We start from the raw sequence: 13,720 nt of genomic DNA on the forward strand, positions 1-13,720 counted from the left end.
GCCAGGCGCAGGGCGGTTCGGCTCAGGCCGGTGCATCGTCCACCGGCGGCGGCAGCCACGCCTGGCAAAAATCGAACCAGCCGTGGGCGGTCAGCGTGACGCCATGCATGCGCGGCGGCGCGCTGATCTGATACTGGTAGTGGAACAGCGGCGTGATGATGGCGGCGGCCATCAGCCGTTGATAATAGGCCTGCAGCCGTGCGAAACGCGGTTGCTGCGCCTGCAGCTGCTGGATCTGCCGCAGCGTATCCTGTTGCTGCTGCCAGCGGCTTTCCGTCAGGATGCCGCGCCACAGCGTATCCTGCCGCAGCCAGCTCTCCAGCGTCGCCTCCGGCGCTTCGCCGATCAGGTTGTCCGCCAGCAGCAGATCGGCCTGGGCGATCTGTTCCTCGCTTTGCCAGCGCTTACCGGCATAGTAACGCACTTCCAGCTCGCAGCCGTGCTGCGCGAGCAACCGCTGTAGCGCGGCCGTCACCGTTTCCAGCTCGACCGGCGGCCGATACAGCAGCGTCAGCCGGGCGGGCAGGGCGACGTCCTCTTCGACCTGTTGGTGGGGGATGCGCCAGCCGGGCAGCATTTCATGGCTGGGGGTGATCACGCTGTTGGGGATCGGCAGATGGCTCAGCAGGCCGGACTGCTGGATCAGCATCAGCAGCTTTTGCCCCTGGGCTTCGTTCAGCACGCCGCGGCGCAGGTTCAGCGCCAGATAACACCAGCCCAGGCTCATGCTGCGCTGCACCGGCCGAGCCTGCGCCAAATCGTCTTGCTGGCCTATGGTGATGCGCACCGGATGCTGGCAGCTGGCATCGGCGCCGGCGGTAGGTAAATCGGGGGTGATCCAGTATTCGATGGTATCCAGATACGGATGCTGCAGATGATAACCGGCGTGCTGTTCCAGCCGCACCAGTTGCGGCTCATTCAGTGTCAGCTTGAACGGACCGGCGCCGATGGCCGGCAGCTCCGGGTGAGTCATCAGGCAAGGCAGCTCCGCCAGCCGGTGGGCCAGCCAGTAGTCCGGCAGGTGCAGATCGAACTGAATGCACAACGGATGCGGCAGGCTGATGCGCGCGACGTTGGCCAGGCTGGGTTGGCTGCGCGGATGGCGCAGCAGTTTTTCCAGCGTTTGCAGCAGTTGGTGGCCGGTCAACGGTTCGCCGTTGTGCCAGCGCAACTGGCTGCGCAGAAAGAAGCGCCAGCGCAGGCCGCGATCGCTAATCTGCCAATGGTGCGCCAGATCGGGCTGCGGTTCCGGGTTACCGGTCATCAGGCGCGTCAGTCCGGCGTGCAGGGTCGACACCAGATGTTGTTCGGCGCGGCCGGTCAACGTGAGCGGGTCGAGCGCTTCCAGCGTGCGGTAATAGGGAATGCGCAGCGTCGGGCTGCCGGCCTGCCATTGCCCGCCGAGGTGCGGGTTGAGCAGATCCTGCAGGTGCTGCGGATCGAGCTGCGCCATCTCCAGCGCTCCCTGATGATTGCCCTGTTGCAGCAGCTGTTGAAGCAGCTGCGCGCGCAGTTCATCCGGGGTTTTCAGGCAGTGTAGGCGAGCGCGCTTACCGCGGCCGGGCTGCGAATACCAGCTCAGCCAGCCCTGATCCTGCAGCTGCTGCACCAGCGTGCGGGCATGGCGTTCGCTGCAGTAGAACATCGCCGCCAGTTCGCCGATGGTCACGGCGACCGGCGCGCTGCCGAGCTGTTGATACAGGCGTTGATATTGGCTGAGACGGTGAACCAGGCGCATGGGCAGAAATCCGGAACAGTTTTCTCAAATTGTTCACTATTACTTCCGCAAATACCATCCCATACTGCAGTGATTGTAATCGCGTTCACATTCATGAGGTCTTTATGTATCGCCTGGCAGCTTTCGATATGGACGGCACGCTGTTGATGCCGGATCACCGGGTTGGCCCGGAAACGCTGGCGGTGCTGAACCAGCTGGTGGAGCGGGAGATGGTGGTGACGTTCGCCACCGGGCGCCACTACCTCGATGCGCAACCGATTATGGCGCAACTGGGGCTACAGGGGTACCTGATCACCGGCAACGGCACGCGGGTATATGACAACCGCGGCCAACAGCTGCACGCCACCGACCTGCCGGCGGCGGTGGCCGAAGAGGTGCTGCATCATCATTGGCGCACCCGCGCCAGCATGCATGTATTCCGCGACGAAGGTTGGCTGACCGAGTTTCCCGTGCCGGAAGAGATGCTGCGGGCGCATCACCTGAGCGGTTTTCGTTTTCAACTGGCCGATGTGCGCCGTCTGCCGGCGTTCGGCAACAGCAAGGTGTGCTTTGTCGCGCCACATGAGGAGTTGCTGGCGTTGCAGGTGCAGCTGCGGGCGCAATTGGGCGATGAGGCAGACCTGTGCTTTTCCGCCTACGACTGTCTGGAGGTGCTGCCGCTCGGTTGCAACAAAGGCACGGCGCTGGAGCGGCTGAGCCGTCATCTGGGGCTGACGATGGCCGACTGCATGGCGTTCGGCGACGCGATGAACGACAAAGAGATGCTGGGAGCGGTGGGGCACGGCGTGGTGATGGGCAACGCCCTGCCGCAGCTGAAATCCCTGCTGCCGCAGCTACCGGTTATCGGCCATTGCCAACAACAGGCGGTGGCTCACTATTTACAACATTGGCTGCGTTCACCTTGCCTCACCTATTCCCCCGAAGAATGAGGTTCTCCTTACAGCCGGCCGGGTATGACTACCCGGCTTTTTTTTACCCGAAGCCTGGCGTTACAAATCCGCCAGCTGCGCGAGATACGGCTGCAGATCGCCGATGTTGTTGCTGACCCATTCCGGGTTGTAATAGGTATCCAGATAACGGTCGCCGCTGTCGCACAGCAGGGTGACGATCGCCCCTTGCTCGCCGTTTTCCCGCATCTGCTTCGCCAACTGCAGCGCACCCCAAACGTTGGTGCCGGTAGAGGCGCCAACCTTGCGGCCCAGCACGCCTTCCAGCCAGTGAATGGTGGCGACGCTGGCGGCATCCGGCACGCGCAGCATGTTGTCGACCACCGACGGGATGAACGACGGCTCGGCGCGCGGGCGGCCGATGCCTTCGATACGGCTGCCGCAGCTGCCGATCAGGGTGCGATCGCCGTGGTGGAAGCAGTCATAGAACACCGAGTTTTCCGGATCGACCACCGTCAATTGGGTGTCGTGCCCCTGATAGCGGATGTAGCGCCCCAGCGTGGCAGAGGTGCCGCCGGTGCCGGCGCTCATCACGATGTGTTTCGGCACCGGGAAAGGTTCGCGCGCCATCTGGCGGAAGATGCTGTCGGCGATATTGTTGTTGCCGCGCCAGTCGGTGGCGCGCTCGGCGTAGGTGAACTGATCCATATAGTGGCCGTTCAGCTCTTTCGCCAGCTGTTCGGAGGCAGCGTAGATCTGGGCGGCGTGATCGACGAAGTGACAGCGGCCGCCGTAAAAGGCGATCTGCTCCACCTTGCGGCGCGCGGTGCAGGACGGCATCACCGCGATGAACGGCAGGCCGATCAGACGGGCGAAGTAGGCTTCGGACACCGCGGTGCTGCCGGACGAGGCCTCGATGATGGTGGTGTTCTCGGTGATCCAGCCGTTGCACAGGCCATAAAGGAACAGCGAGCGCGCCAGGCGGTGTTTCAGGCTGCCGGTCGGGTGGGTGCTCTCGTCTTTCAGGTACAGGCAGATGCCGGGAAACGCCGGCAGGTTCAGGCGAATCAGGTGCGTATCGGCGGAGCGCTGAAAATCCGCTTCTATTTCACCGATAGCATATTTTACCCAAGAGTTTGTCATGATATGGCCTCAGAATAGGGGGCTGGTTTATGGCGTAGCATAGCCTGTCGGCGGGAAAAAAGGATTGCCATTTTCCCTGTTTAATCGCCTAATGGGAGAAAATTTTTCTCCGGGTGGCCGCTATGTTAGATAAAACAGACCGTAAGCTGCTGTGCATGCTGCAGCAAGATTGCACCCAGTCGCTGCAGGCGCTGGCCGATGCGGTTAATTTGACTTCGACGCCGTGCTGGAAACGGCTGAAGCGCCTGGAGGACGAGGGCTATATCCGCGGCCGGGTGGCCTTGCTGGATAACGAAAAGCTCGGCCTGGGGTTGACGGCGTTCGTGCTGATCAAGACCCAGCAGCACAGCAGCGAGTGGTATCAGGCGTTTGTGCAGCTGACCAGCCAGATGCCCGAGGTGCTGGCGTTCTACCGGATGGCGGGGGAGTACGACTACCTGATGCAGGTCGAAGTGGCGGACATGAAAAGCTACGACGGCTTTTATAAGCGCCTGGTGAACGGCGTACCGGGCCTTATTGACGTCACCTCGAGCTTTGCCATGGAAAAAATCAAATACACCACTGCGCTGCCGGTGCCGGAGTGAAAAGTTAACCGGACGGGCGGCTCAACGGTGGTATCCTGCTCTGCTGAAGCAGAAAAAGAGACAAATCCCATAAAATCCTGGAATCAAACTGCGTGAGATTATTTGCACAAATCGGCTGGTACTTCCGCCGGGAGTGGCGCCGCTACCTCGGGGCGGTGGTGCTGCTGATCGTCATCGCCATCCTGCAACTGTTGCCGCCTAAGCTGGTCGGCATCATCGTGGACGGCGTCACCGAAAAACAGATGTCCACCGGCGTGCTGTTGGCCTGGCTCGGGCTGATGATCGGCACCGCGATCGTCGTTTACCTGCTGCGCTATGTGTGGCGGGTGCTGCTGTTCGGCGCTTCCTACCAGCTGGCGGTCGAACTGCGCGAAAACTTTTACCGCCAGCTCAGCCGACAAAACCCGGCGTTCTACCTGCGCCATCGCACCGGCGACCTGATGGCGCGCGCCACCAACGATGTGGATCGCGTGGTGTTCGCCGCCGGTGAAGGCGTGCTGACGTTGGTGGATTCGCTGGTGATGGGGGTGGTGGTGCTGGTGGTGATGAGCACCCAAATCAGCTGGCAGCTGACGGTGTTGGCGTTAATCCCGATGCCGCTGATGGCGATCGCCATCAAATATTACGGCGACCAGTTGCACCAGCGCTTTAAATCGGCGCAGGCGGCGTTTTCCAGCCTGAACGATCAGGCGCAGGAAAGCATGACCAGCATCCGCATGATCAAGGCCTTCGGGCTGGAAGATCACCAATCCAACCGTTTCGCCGACGTCGCGGCGCAGACCGGGGCCAAGAACATGCACGTGGCGCGGGTGGATGCGCGCTTCGATCCGACCATTTATATCGCCATCGGCGCGTCTAACCTGTTGGCCATCGGCGGCGGCAGTTGGATGGTGGTGAACGGTTCGCTGACGCTCGGGCAACTGACCAGCTTTGTGATGTACCTCGGCCTGATGATCTGGCCAATGCTGGCGCTGGCCTGGATGTTCAATATCGTCGAGCGCGGCAGCGCGGCCTACAGCCGCATCCGCAGCCTGCTCGACGAGGCGCCGGCGGTGCAGGATGGCCCGCAGGCGTTGCCGGCCGGGCGCGGCGTGCTGGAGGTGGATATCCGCGCGTTCCACTACCCGGAAAACCCGCATCCGGCGCTGCACGATGTGGCGCTGACGCTGAAACCAGGGCAAATGCTGGGGTTGTGCGGGCCGACCGGGGCCGGTAAATCGACGCTGCTGTCGCTGATCCAGCGCCAGTTCGACGTCGATCAAGGGCAGATCCGCTATCACGGCCTGCCGTTGCCGCAGGTCAAACTCGACGACTGGCGTTCGCGGCTGTCGGTGGTGAGCCAAACGCCGTTCCTGTTCTCCGATACCGTGGCGAACAACATCGCACTGGGCCATCCGGGGGCGACGCAGGCGCAGATCGAACAGGCGGCGCGGTTGGCCAGCGTCCATGAGGACATTCTGCGGCTGCCGCAGGGCTATGACACCGAGGTGGGCGAACGCGGCGTGATGCTGTCGGGCGGGCAGAAACAGCGCATCTCCATCGCGCGCGCGCTGCTGCTGGATGCGGAGATCCTGATCCTCGACGATGCGCTATCGGCGGTGGATGGCCGTACCGAACACCAGATCCTGCACAACCTGCGCAGCTGGGGGCAAGATCGCACGGTGATCATCAGCGCACACCGGCTGTCGGCATTAACCGAGGCCAGCGAAATCCTGGTGATGCAGCACGGCGGCGTGGCGCAGCGCGGCGATCCGGCGGCGCTGGCGGCACAGCCGGGCTGGTATCGCGATATGTACCGCTATCAGCAGCTGGAAGCGGCGCTGGACGAAGCGCCGGAAAACGGCGAGGAGGCGTTGGCCGATGAATAAAGTGCAAAAGCTGTGGCCGACGCTGAAGCGCCTGCTGGCCTACGGTTCGCCGTACCGCAAACCGTTGGGGGTGGCGGTGCTGATGCTGTGGGTGGCGGCGGCGGCGGAAGTCGCCGGGCCGATCCTGGTGAGCTATTTTATCGATAATTACGTCGCCAAAGGGCAACTGCCGCTGATGATCGTCGGCGGGCTGGCGGCGGCCTACATTCTGCTGGAGCTGCTGGCGGCGGCGCTGCATTACTTCCAGGCGCTGCTGTTCAATCAGGCGGCGGTAGGCGTGGTGCAGCGGCTGCGCACCGACGTGATGGACGCCGCGCTGCGCCAGCCGCTCAGCGCCTTCGACACGCAACCGGTCGGGCAATTGATCTCGCGCGTCACCAACGACACCGAAGTGATCAAGGACCTGTACGTGATGGTGGTCTCCACGGTGCTGAAAAGCGCCGCGCTGATCGGCGCCATGCTGGTGGCGATGTTCAGCCTCGACTGGCGCATGGCGTTAGTGGCTATCTGTATCTTCCCGGCGGTGTTCGTGGTGATGGGCATCTATCAATATTACAGCACGCCGATTGTGCGCCGGGTGCGCAGTTATCTGGCGGACATCAACGACGGCTTCAACGAAGTGATCAACGGCATGGGCGTGATCCAGCAATTCCGTCAGCAGGTGCGCTTCGGCGAGCGCATGAGCGCCGCCAGCCAGTCGCACTATCTCGCGCGCATGCAGACGCTGCGGCTCGACGGTTTCCTGCTGCGGCCGCTGCTCAGCCTGTTTTCGGCGCTGGTGCTGTGCGGTTTGCTGATGTTGTTCGGCTTCAGCGGTGAAGGCGTGATTGGCGTCGGCGTACTCTATGCCTTCATCAACTACCTGGGGCGTTTGAACGAACCGTTGATCGAGCTGACGTCACAACAGTCGATCCTGCAGCAGGCAGTGGTGGCCGGAGAACGCATTTTCGAACTGATGGATCGCAGCCAGCAGAGTTACGGTTCCGACGATAGTCCGTTGGCCGGCGGCCGCATCGACATCACCGATCTAAGCTTCGCTTACCGCGCGGACAAAAAGGTGCTGCAGCATATTTCGCTGTCGGTGCCGTCGCGCGGCTTCGTGGCGCTGGTCGGGCACACCGGCAGCGGCAAGAGCACTTTGGCCAACCTGCTGATGGGTTATTACCCGGTCAGCGAGGGAGAAGTGCGTCTCGATGGCCGCCCGATCTCCAGCTTGTCGCACCGCACGCTGCGGCAGGGCGTGGCGATGGTGCAGCAGGATCCGGTGGTGATCGCCGATTCGGTGCTGGCCAACGTCACGTTGGGGCGCAATATCGAGGAAGACGCCGTTTGGCGAGCGCTGGAAACGGTGCAGCTGGCGGATCTGGTGCGTGGCTTCCCGCAGGGTATTCACACCCGACTGGGGGAGCAGGGCAATAACCTGTCGGTTGGGCAGAAACAGCTGCTGGCGATGGCGCGGGTCTTGGTGCAGGCGCCGCAGATCCTGATCCTCGACGAGGCGACCGCCAATATCGACTCGGGCACCGAACAGGCTATCCAGCGCGCGCTGCGTGCGATCCGCGAGCACACCACGCTGGTGGTGATCGCCCACCGGCTGTCGACCATCGTCGACGCCGATTCCATTTTGGTGCTGCATCGCGGCCAGGCGGTGGAGCAGGGCAACCATCAGCAGCTGCTGGCGCAGCAGGGGCGTTACTACCAGATGTACCAGCTGCAGTTGGCGGGCGAGCAGTTGGCGGAAGCGGTGCGCGAGGAGAGCCAACCCGCCTGAACATGGGCCGCGCTCGCGGCCCTTCTTTCTTTCCAACGCACCATAAGCAGGCAAACCATCTGGGCCACGCCCCCTTTCTGCACTTTTTCGACGCGATGCGCACCAAATCAGTGCGCATTATTTAACCTATTCAAGGTATCGGTGCCGTGCTGCCTCGCGGCTGCGCCCGCGTGCCCGCTAATCCGCTGAATCGCCATGCAAAATTAAATTTGGCACAGCCCTTGCTACATATGACGCGTACCAGGGGTGAGTTTGGGCTTAATTCGTGGAGGGGCAATATGAAGCTGGTGACCGTGGTAATCAAACCGTTCAAGCTGGAGGACGTGCGCGAGGCCTTGTCCTCCGTGGGCATTCAGGGGTTGACCGTAACCGAAGTGAAGGGCTTTGGCCGCCAGAAGGGGCACGCCGAGCTGTATCGCGGTGCCGAATATAACGTCAATTTCCTGCCCAAGGTCAAAATCGATATCGCCATCGCCGACGATCAGTTGGATGAAGTGGTTGATGTGATTAGCAAAGCCGCCTACACCGGCAAAATCGGCGACGGCAAAATTTTCGTTGCCGAGTTGCAACGTGTGATCCGCATTCGCACCGGCGAAACCGACGAATCGGCACTGTAACCGCGAACTCAGTTAAGTGATGGGGATGGATTGATAATGAAAAGACTGTTATCCATGTTGGGCCTGAGTTCGGTAACCCTGGTTCCTTCTTTGGCCCTGGCCGCCCCGGCGGTCGCTGATAAGGCCGACAACGCCTTTATGATGATCTGCACCGCGTTGGTGCTGTTCATGACGCTGCCGGGCATCGCGCTGTTTTACGGCGGCTTGCTGCGCGGCAAAAACGTGCTGTCGATGCTGACGCAGGTCACCGTCACCTTCGCGCTGGTCTGCGTGCTGTGGGTGTTGTATGGCTATAGCCTGGCGTTCAGCGAGGGCAATGCGGTGTTCGGCGGGTTCGAAACGGCGATGCTGAAAGGCATCGGCATCGACAGCGTCACCGGCAGCATCAGCCAAATGATCCACGTCGCCTTCCAGGCCTCCTTCGCCTGTATCACCGTGGCGCTGGTGGTGGGTGGCTTCGCCGAACGCATTCGCTTCTCGGCGGTGCTGATCTTCGCGATCCTCTGGTTCACGCTGTCTTATCTGCCGATCGCGCACATGGTGTGGGGCGGCGGTTACCTGGCCGCCGACGGCGCCTTGGACTTCGCCGGCGGCACCGTGGTGCACATCAACGCCGCCAGCGCCGGGTTGATCGGCGCCTACCTGATTGGCAAGCGCGCCGGCTTCGGTAAAGAGGCCTTCAAACCGCACAACCTGCCGATGGTGTTTACCGGGGCGTCCATCCTGTATATCGGCTGGTTCGGCTTCAATGCCGGTTCCGCCAGCGCGGCCAACGGCATTGCGGCTCTGGCATTCCTCAACACCGTGGTTGCCACTGCGGGCGCCATTCTCTCCTGGACCTTCGCCGAGTGGGTGCTGCGCGGCAAGCCTTCATTGCTGGGCGCCTGCTCCGGCATGATCGCCGGGCTGGTAGCAGTGACGCCGGCGGCGGGCACCGTGGGCGTGGGCGGGGCGTTGATCATCGGTCTGGTGGGCGGCGTCGCCGGCCTGTGGGGCGTCGTGACGCTGAAAAAATGGCTGAAAGTGGACGACACCTGCGACGTGTTCGGTGTGCACGGGGTGTGCGGCATCGTCGGCTGCCTGTTGACCGGGGTGTTCACCGCCTCTTCACTGGGCGGCACCGGTTACGCCGAAGGGGTGACGATGGGCCATCAGGTCTGGATCCAGCTGGTGAGCGTGCTGATCACGCTGGTGTGGTCGAGCGTCGCCGCCTTTATCGCCTTCAAGATCGCGGGCGCCATGGTTGGATTGAGAGTGCCGGAGGAGCAGGAACGCGAGGGGCTGGACGTCAACAGCCACGGCGAGAGCGCCTACAACCAGTAAGGCTCAAAGCAGGGCAGTGCGCTAAAGACTAAAATAATGATGAAGCCAAAAGGGGCGATGGAAACATCGCCCCTTTCTTTATGCTGCGGATCAGGCGTCGCGTTGGCGAATCACCCCTTCCTGCACGGTGGTGGCGACCAGTACGCCGTCGCGGGTATAAATCTGGCCGCGCACAAAGCCCCGTGCGCCGGAGGCGGAGGAGCTCTCCACTGCGTACAGCAGCCAGTCATCCATGCGGAACGGACGGTGGAACCACATTGAGTGGTCAATGGTGGCCACCTGCATGCCCGGCTCGAGGAAACCGACGCCGTGCGGCTGCAGCGCCGTCGGCAGGAAGTTAAAGTCCGACGCGTAGCCCAGCAGATATTGGTGGATGCGCTGATCGTCCGGCATGCTGCCGTTGGCGCGGAACCACACGTAGCGATGCGGTTCTTCCACGCTGCCTTTCAGCGGGTTATGGAATTTCACCGGGCGCATTTCGATCGGCTTCTGGCCGATAAATTTTTCGCGCACTTTTTCCGGCAGCATATGCGCCAGCTTCTGGGCGATCTCTGACTCAGACAGCAGCCCTTCCGGCGGCGGCACGTCCGGCATCAGATTCTGGTGCTCGAAACCCGCTTCCGGACTCTGGAAGGAGGCGGTCATATAGAAGATAGGTTTGCCGTGCTGGATGGCGCTGACGCGGCGCGCGCTGAAGCTGTTGCCGTCGCGCAGGGTTTCCACGTCGTAAACGATAGGCTTGCTGCTGTCGCCCGGGCGCAGGAAGTAGCTGTGGAACGAATGCACGCTGCGTTCGTCCGGCACCGTCTGTTTGGCGGCGTACAACGCCTGGCCGACCACCTGCCCGCCGAACACCTGGCGCAGCCCCAGATCTTCACTCTGACCGCGGAACAACCCTTCTTCGATTTTCTCCAGATCCAGCAGATCGAGGAGGTTTTGCAATGCCTGGCTCATAAAGTTGTTACCTTTCTAATAATCATTTTGCGCAGTGTGCGGAATATCACGGCGCGGCGTCAACATTTTGCGTTAAGGGGCCGATGAGAATGCTCTTAATCATGGATGCCTTGGGCTGTTTAAGTGATTAATAGGCGGGGTAAAGTGGATTTATCAGTGTTTTGTGCTAGGTTTAATAGGTGAGGTGGTGAAAGCCACCAACATGTTGATAATAAAAAAGGAGACCGATCCATGAAACTCTGGCAAATCGTAGGCGGTGCCGCGGCACTGACGATCACGCTGGCAGGATGCGCGCAAAAGAGTGCCGATGTGCCTACACAGACGGCCGGTAACCCGGCGGCTGCGCAAACGCAGATTCAGGGCCCGGCGGTGACAGGTTCGGTTAATATACGCCAGCGCATTGCGCTGCCGCCGGACGCCGTACTTACGGTCACCCTCTCTGACGCTTCGCTGGCAGATGCGCCGTCCAAAGTGATTGCACAGCGCGCGGTGCGTACTGAAGGGCAGCAGGCGCCATTCAGCTTTACGCTGCCGTACAACCCGTCCGACATCCAACCGAATGCGCGCATCATTCTGAGCGCGGCGGTGACGGTCAACGGGCGCCTGATGTTCATTACCGACACCATCCAGGAAGTGGTTAACCGCAACGGCACCCGTGCCGATCTGCTGCTGGTTCCGGTTCAGGGTGTGCCGATTCAGGCTGCGCCAACCGCCATGCAGTAAACTTACTGCGGTACAGCAAGATGAAATCAACAGCCTTTGCGCTTCGGCCAAAGGCTGTTTTGTTTTACCAGCGCCAGCCGTAGCGTTCGAAATCGACCGTGCTGTGCGGGCCGAAAATTATCCCCTCCGCCAGCAGTGCCTGCCGTTGCCGTTGAAAATCCTCCCCCTGCTGCGAGATCTGTCCGTGGCGGTTGATCACCCGGTGCCAGGGCAGCGTGCTGCCTTCCGGCAAACGCCGCAGCACGCCGCCAACCTGACGCGCGGCGCGCGGCGAGCCGGCCAGCCGGGCGACTTCACCGTAAGTGGTGACTTTGCCGAACGGGATGGCGGCCACGATATGGAAAACCCGCTGGCTGAAAGAGGCGTCTTCTGGTTGCATATTGCTGTTCCTGCACGAGTCAAAACCCAGGCGAAGAGTGTGCCACAGCGCAGGTGGGTAAGAAAACAGCGGTTGGCCCCGGTTGGCTTGCTATTTGGTGGGGCATCGCCGATAATGCCCACCGCTTCGGAGTACAGAAGCCGTCAATGGGGGCCCTGTTGGTTCTCCCGCAACACTAACTTGTGAACTCGGTCAGGTCCGGAAGGAAGCAGCCGCAGCAGGTGACGTGTGTGCCGGGATGTAGCTGGCAGGGTCCCCACCCATTTGGGCTTCGCCAATCCGCGCTTTTGCCACCTCTCCTCCACGTATCTATTATCCATTTCTGTCATCAGGCAGAGCGACACGCATTTCTTTTCTTCCCGCCTTCAATTCTTTTGGATAATGAATTAGCGGTTCTGGGGAGCGGGCACAGTGAGGTGGGCGATGAGATAACCTGTCTCGATTAAAAAAGAAAATTGTTTCCGCGCAATATTATTATCGGAAGAGGGAACGCAAGTGAAGTTTTACTGTCAATAGGAAAAGTACGTATTCAACTTGAACATTGAGGCCGATAAAAGCATCGGCTCAACGCGTTGGGGGCTGATTATCTGACATATTTCCAAACGGAGGTGGGGATTTTGTCATACAGTTTGTTCATGGTGAGCTCTGCCAGACGATGATCTGCCGCTGAGTAAAACAGCTCCAGTTCATCATCGGAAAGCTCGTACTTATTTTTCTCAATAACACGTTCGAGAGTATCAATCGTGGTGCATTTACGTAAACGCATCAGATAGTCGGTTTTAGTCATGGTGGCCTTTAGTTTAATAACCGTAAAATAGCTTGGGAATAATTATCCCCTAAGTTTTCATTGTCGTACAGATGTCCTCTCCTGAGAACATTCTGAATAATCTCGCCTTGGTTTTTTGCCAGCGGCGCAGGTCGGAATCATTGATACCATAGCTGCTGAACAGCGTATAGGTATCGTCGAGATATTCTTCGACTAACTCCGACAGGTCAGATTCGTCCATGTATTTAATTTTATAACTCATCACAAACGAAGCGATATGTTCGATCAACTCATTAAGCTGCAGGTTGACGGAGGACGTCGGATCGTTGACCCACCCATGATGACTGTCTCCCAGGGTAGCGATACCTTCATCATACAAATTTTCGCACAAGAATTTGAGCTGAGCAATGTCGTGTCGCTTAGGCGAATACTCATCCATATCATCCCCTCCGTAAGTCTTAATTGCGGTGTGATAACACTATGTGAGTAAGCTGATTTACATCATGAACGGAGGCAGCTTAACGGTGGTTAAATAAACTTCCCGTAAAATGAATATAAATCATTTTTTCGCGTTTGGCCTGTAGTTATTACTTAAACTTACAATTCATCCGCAGTTGATGGGCGTGAGTTATCAATGATGTCGAAGATTAAACCCCGCGCCGTCACTCGAAACCGGACGCTGTCGTTGATGATATCTTCGCTGTTGATATCCAGGCAGGCATTAAAAATGCCCCACTTATAACGATAACTCATTGAATAATCGCTGTCACCTTGCTGCACTATATCAAGTATTTCTAATGAATCTTCGGCATAGCGTGCGCTTTCAGAATAAAAGCTGAGTCCGCTGGTCAGCGCCGGCACTAACTCCGCAATATTGTCATGAACCACTTTCTTTAATTTTTTAACAGAAAGTGCGTTGACGTCCAGGTTACAGGCAAGGGTAACAAGCATTAATCTCGGCCAACAA

General features: G+C 59.8%; 14 protein-coding genes and 1 other RNA gene. 8 read left to right on the forward strand and 7 right to left on the reverse strand.

Annotated elements, in window-relative coordinates; all coding sequences use genetic code 11:
• Positions 1-22: 22 nt before the first annotated feature.
• Positions 23-1,738: an SgrR family transcriptional regulator gene (locus ACJ8QF_RS00605; RefSeq protein ID WP_442537179.1), complete on the reverse strand. Its 1,716-nt coding sequence runs from the start codon at positions 1,736-1,738 to the stop codon at positions 23-25.
• A gap of 104 nt (positions 1,739-1,842) precedes the next feature.
• On the opposite strand from ACJ8QF_RS00605, the gene cof reads away from it, so the two are divergent.
• Positions 1,843-2,667: an HMP-PP phosphatase gene (gene cof, locus ACJ8QF_RS00610; protein WP_004940341.1), complete on the forward strand. Its 825-nt coding sequence runs from the start codon at positions 1,843-1,845 to the stop codon at positions 2,665-2,667.
• Between the two features lie 60 nt (positions 2,668-2,727).
• On the opposite strand, the gene ACJ8QF_RS00615 is transcribed toward cof, so the two are convergent.
• Positions 2,728-3,768 carry a PLP-dependent cysteine synthase family protein gene (locus ACJ8QF_RS00615; protein ID WP_197753062.1) on the reverse strand — a complete coding sequence of 347 codons (1,041 nt, stop codon included), beginning with the start codon at positions 3,766-3,768 and terminating at the stop codon, positions 2,728-2,730.
• Positions 3,769-3,890: 122 nt separating this feature from the next.
• Between ACJ8QF_RS00615 and ACJ8QF_RS00620 the strand changes: the two genes are divergently transcribed.
• The 5 genes from ACJ8QF_RS00620 to amtB all read left to right on the forward strand — a co-directional run bounded on the left by ACJ8QF_RS00620 (position 3,891) and on the right by amtB (position 9,931).
• Positions 3,891-4,352: an Lrp/AsnC family transcriptional regulator gene (locus tag ACJ8QF_RS00620; RefSeq protein WP_004940330.1), complete on the forward strand. Its 462-nt coding sequence runs from the start codon at positions 3,891-3,893 to the stop codon at positions 4,350-4,352.
• Positions 4,353-4,444: 92 nt separating this feature from the next.
• A complete protein-coding gene (gene smdA / locus ACJ8QF_RS00625; RefSeq protein WP_044031830.1) occupies positions 4,445-6,220 on the forward strand; it encodes a multidrug efflux ABC transporter permease/ATP-binding subunit SmdA in 1,776 nt (591 codons plus the stop codon).
• Positions 6,213-7,991: a multidrug efflux ABC transporter permease/ATP-binding subunit SmdB gene (smdB, locus tag ACJ8QF_RS00630; protein WP_342579038.1), complete on the forward strand. Its 1,779-nt coding sequence runs from the start codon at positions 6,213-6,215 to the stop codon at positions 7,989-7,991. The genes smdA and smdB overlap by 8 nt, the downstream gene beginning before the upstream one ends.
• A 278-nt stretch (positions 7,992-8,269) precedes the next feature.
• A complete protein-coding gene (glnK, locus tag ACJ8QF_RS00635; protein ID WP_004940327.1) occupies positions 8,270-8,608 on the forward strand; it encodes a P-II family nitrogen regulator in 339 nt (112 codons plus the stop codon).
• A gap of 36 nt (positions 8,609-8,644) precedes the next feature.
• Positions 8,645-9,931 carry an ammonium transporter AmtB gene (gene amtB / locus ACJ8QF_RS00640; RefSeq protein ID WP_004940322.1) on the forward strand — a complete coding sequence of 429 codons (1,287 nt, stop codon included), beginning with the start codon at positions 8,645-8,647 and terminating at the stop codon, positions 9,929-9,931.
• Positions 9,932-10,021: 90 nt separating this feature from the next.
• Here the strand turns inward: amtB and tesB are convergent, their stop codons facing one another.
• Complete coding sequence (gene tesB, locus ACJ8QF_RS00645; RefSeq protein ID WP_004940320.1) at positions 10,022-10,885, reverse strand: acyl-CoA thioesterase II; 864 nt, start codon at positions 10,883-10,885, stop codon at positions 10,022-10,024.
• A gap of 231 nt (positions 10,886-11,116) precedes the next feature.
• Between tesB and ACJ8QF_RS00650 the strand changes: the two genes are divergently transcribed.
• Entirely contained in the window at positions 11,117-11,608 is a 492-nt protein-coding gene (locus ACJ8QF_RS00650; RefSeq protein ID WP_004940318.1) for a YbaY family lipoprotein, read from the forward strand.
• Between the two features lie 64 nt (positions 11,609-11,672).
• Here ACJ8QF_RS00650 and ACJ8QF_RS00655 read toward each other — a convergent pair whose 3' ends face one another.
• On the reverse strand, positions 11,673-11,987 hold the full coding sequence (locus tag ACJ8QF_RS00655; protein WP_004940317.1) for an MGMT family protein: 315 nt from the start codon (positions 11,985-11,987) through the stop codon (positions 11,673-11,675).
• 156 nt (positions 11,988-12,143) lie between these two features.
• Here ACJ8QF_RS00655 and ffs point away from each other — a divergent pair.
• Positions 12,144-12,240, forward strand: an RNA gene (gene ffs, locus ACJ8QF_RS00660) — signal recognition particle sRNA small type.
• A 330-nt stretch (positions 12,241-12,570) separates the two neighbouring features.
• Here the strand turns inward: ffs and ACJ8QF_RS00665 are convergent.
• The 3 genes from ACJ8QF_RS00665 to ACJ8QF_RS00675 all read right to left on the reverse strand — a co-directional run bounded on the left by ACJ8QF_RS00665 (position 12,571) and on the right by ACJ8QF_RS00675 (position 13,704).
• Entirely contained in the window at positions 12,571-12,774 is a 204-nt protein-coding gene (locus ACJ8QF_RS00665) for an HHA domain-containing protein (protein ID WP_004940313.1), read from the reverse strand.
• A gap of 49 nt (positions 12,775-12,823) precedes the next feature.
• Complete coding sequence (gene tomB / locus ACJ8QF_RS00670) at positions 12,824-13,192, reverse strand: Hha toxicity modulator TomB (RefSeq protein ID WP_004940312.1); 369 nt, start codon at positions 13,190-13,192, stop codon at positions 12,824-12,826.
• Positions 13,193-13,350: 158 nt separating this feature from the next.
• Positions 13,351-13,704: a hypothetical protein gene (locus ACJ8QF_RS00675; RefSeq protein ID WP_004940311.1), complete on the reverse strand. Its 354-nt coding sequence runs from the start codon at positions 13,702-13,704 to the stop codon at positions 13,351-13,353.
• Positions 13,705-13,720 lie beyond the last annotated feature (16 nt).

The sequence above is a fragment of the Serratia sp. CY81684 genome (genome assembly GCF_052166595.1).
GTDB classification, from domain to species: Bacteria; Pseudomonadota; Gammaproteobacteria; order Enterobacterales; family Enterobacteriaceae; genus Serratia; species Serratia nematodiphila.

Excerpts from the sequence above, each read along its gene's own strand:
- ACJ8QF_RS00605 (WP_442537179.1), bottom strand. The coding sequence starts at position 1,738 with ATGCGCCTGGTTCACCGTCTCAGCCAATATCAACGCCTGTATCAACAG.
- cof (WP_004940341.1), top strand. The coding sequence starts at position 1,843 with ATGTATCGCCTGGCAGCTTTCGATATGGACGGCACGCTGTTGATGCCG.
- ACJ8QF_RS00615 (WP_197753062.1), bottom strand. The coding sequence starts at position 3,768 with ATGACAAACTCTTGGGTAAAATATGCTATCGGTGAAATAGAAGCGGAT.
- ACJ8QF_RS00620 (WP_004940330.1), top strand. The coding sequence starts at position 3,891 with ATGTTAGATAAAACAGACCGTAAGCTGCTGTGCATGCTGCAGCAAGAT.
- smdB (WP_342579038.1), top strand. The coding sequence starts at position 6,213 with ATGAATAAAGTGCAAAAGCTGTGGCCGACGCTGAAGCGCCTGCTGGCC.
- glnK (WP_004940327.1), top strand. The coding sequence starts at position 8,270 with ATGAAGCTGGTGACCGTGGTAATCAAACCGTTCAAGCTGGAGGACGTG.
- amtB (WP_004940322.1), top strand. The coding sequence starts at position 8,645 with ATGAAAAGACTGTTATCCATGTTGGGCCTGAGTTCGGTAACCCTGGTT.
- tesB (WP_004940320.1), bottom strand. The coding sequence starts at position 10,885 with ATGAGCCAGGCATTGCAAAACCTCCTCGATCTGCTGGATCTGGAGAAA.
- ACJ8QF_RS00650 (WP_004940318.1), top strand. The coding sequence starts at position 11,117 with ATGAAACTCTGGCAAATCGTAGGCGGTGCCGCGGCACTGACGATCACG.
- ACJ8QF_RS00655 (WP_004940317.1), bottom strand. The coding sequence starts at position 11,987 with ATGCAACCAGAAGACGCCTCTTTCAGCCAGCGGGTTTTCCATATCGTG.
- ACJ8QF_RS00665 (WP_004940313.1), bottom strand. The coding sequence starts at position 12,774 with ATGACTAAAACCGACTATCTGATGCGTTTACGTAAATGCACCACGATT.
- tomB (WP_004940312.1), bottom strand. The coding sequence starts at position 13,192 with ATGGATGAGTATTCGCCTAAGCGACACGACATTGCTCAGCTCAAATTC.
- ACJ8QF_RS00675 (WP_004940311.1), bottom strand. The coding sequence starts at position 13,704 with ATGCTTGTTACCCTTGCCTGTAACCTGGACGTCAACGCACTTTCTGTT.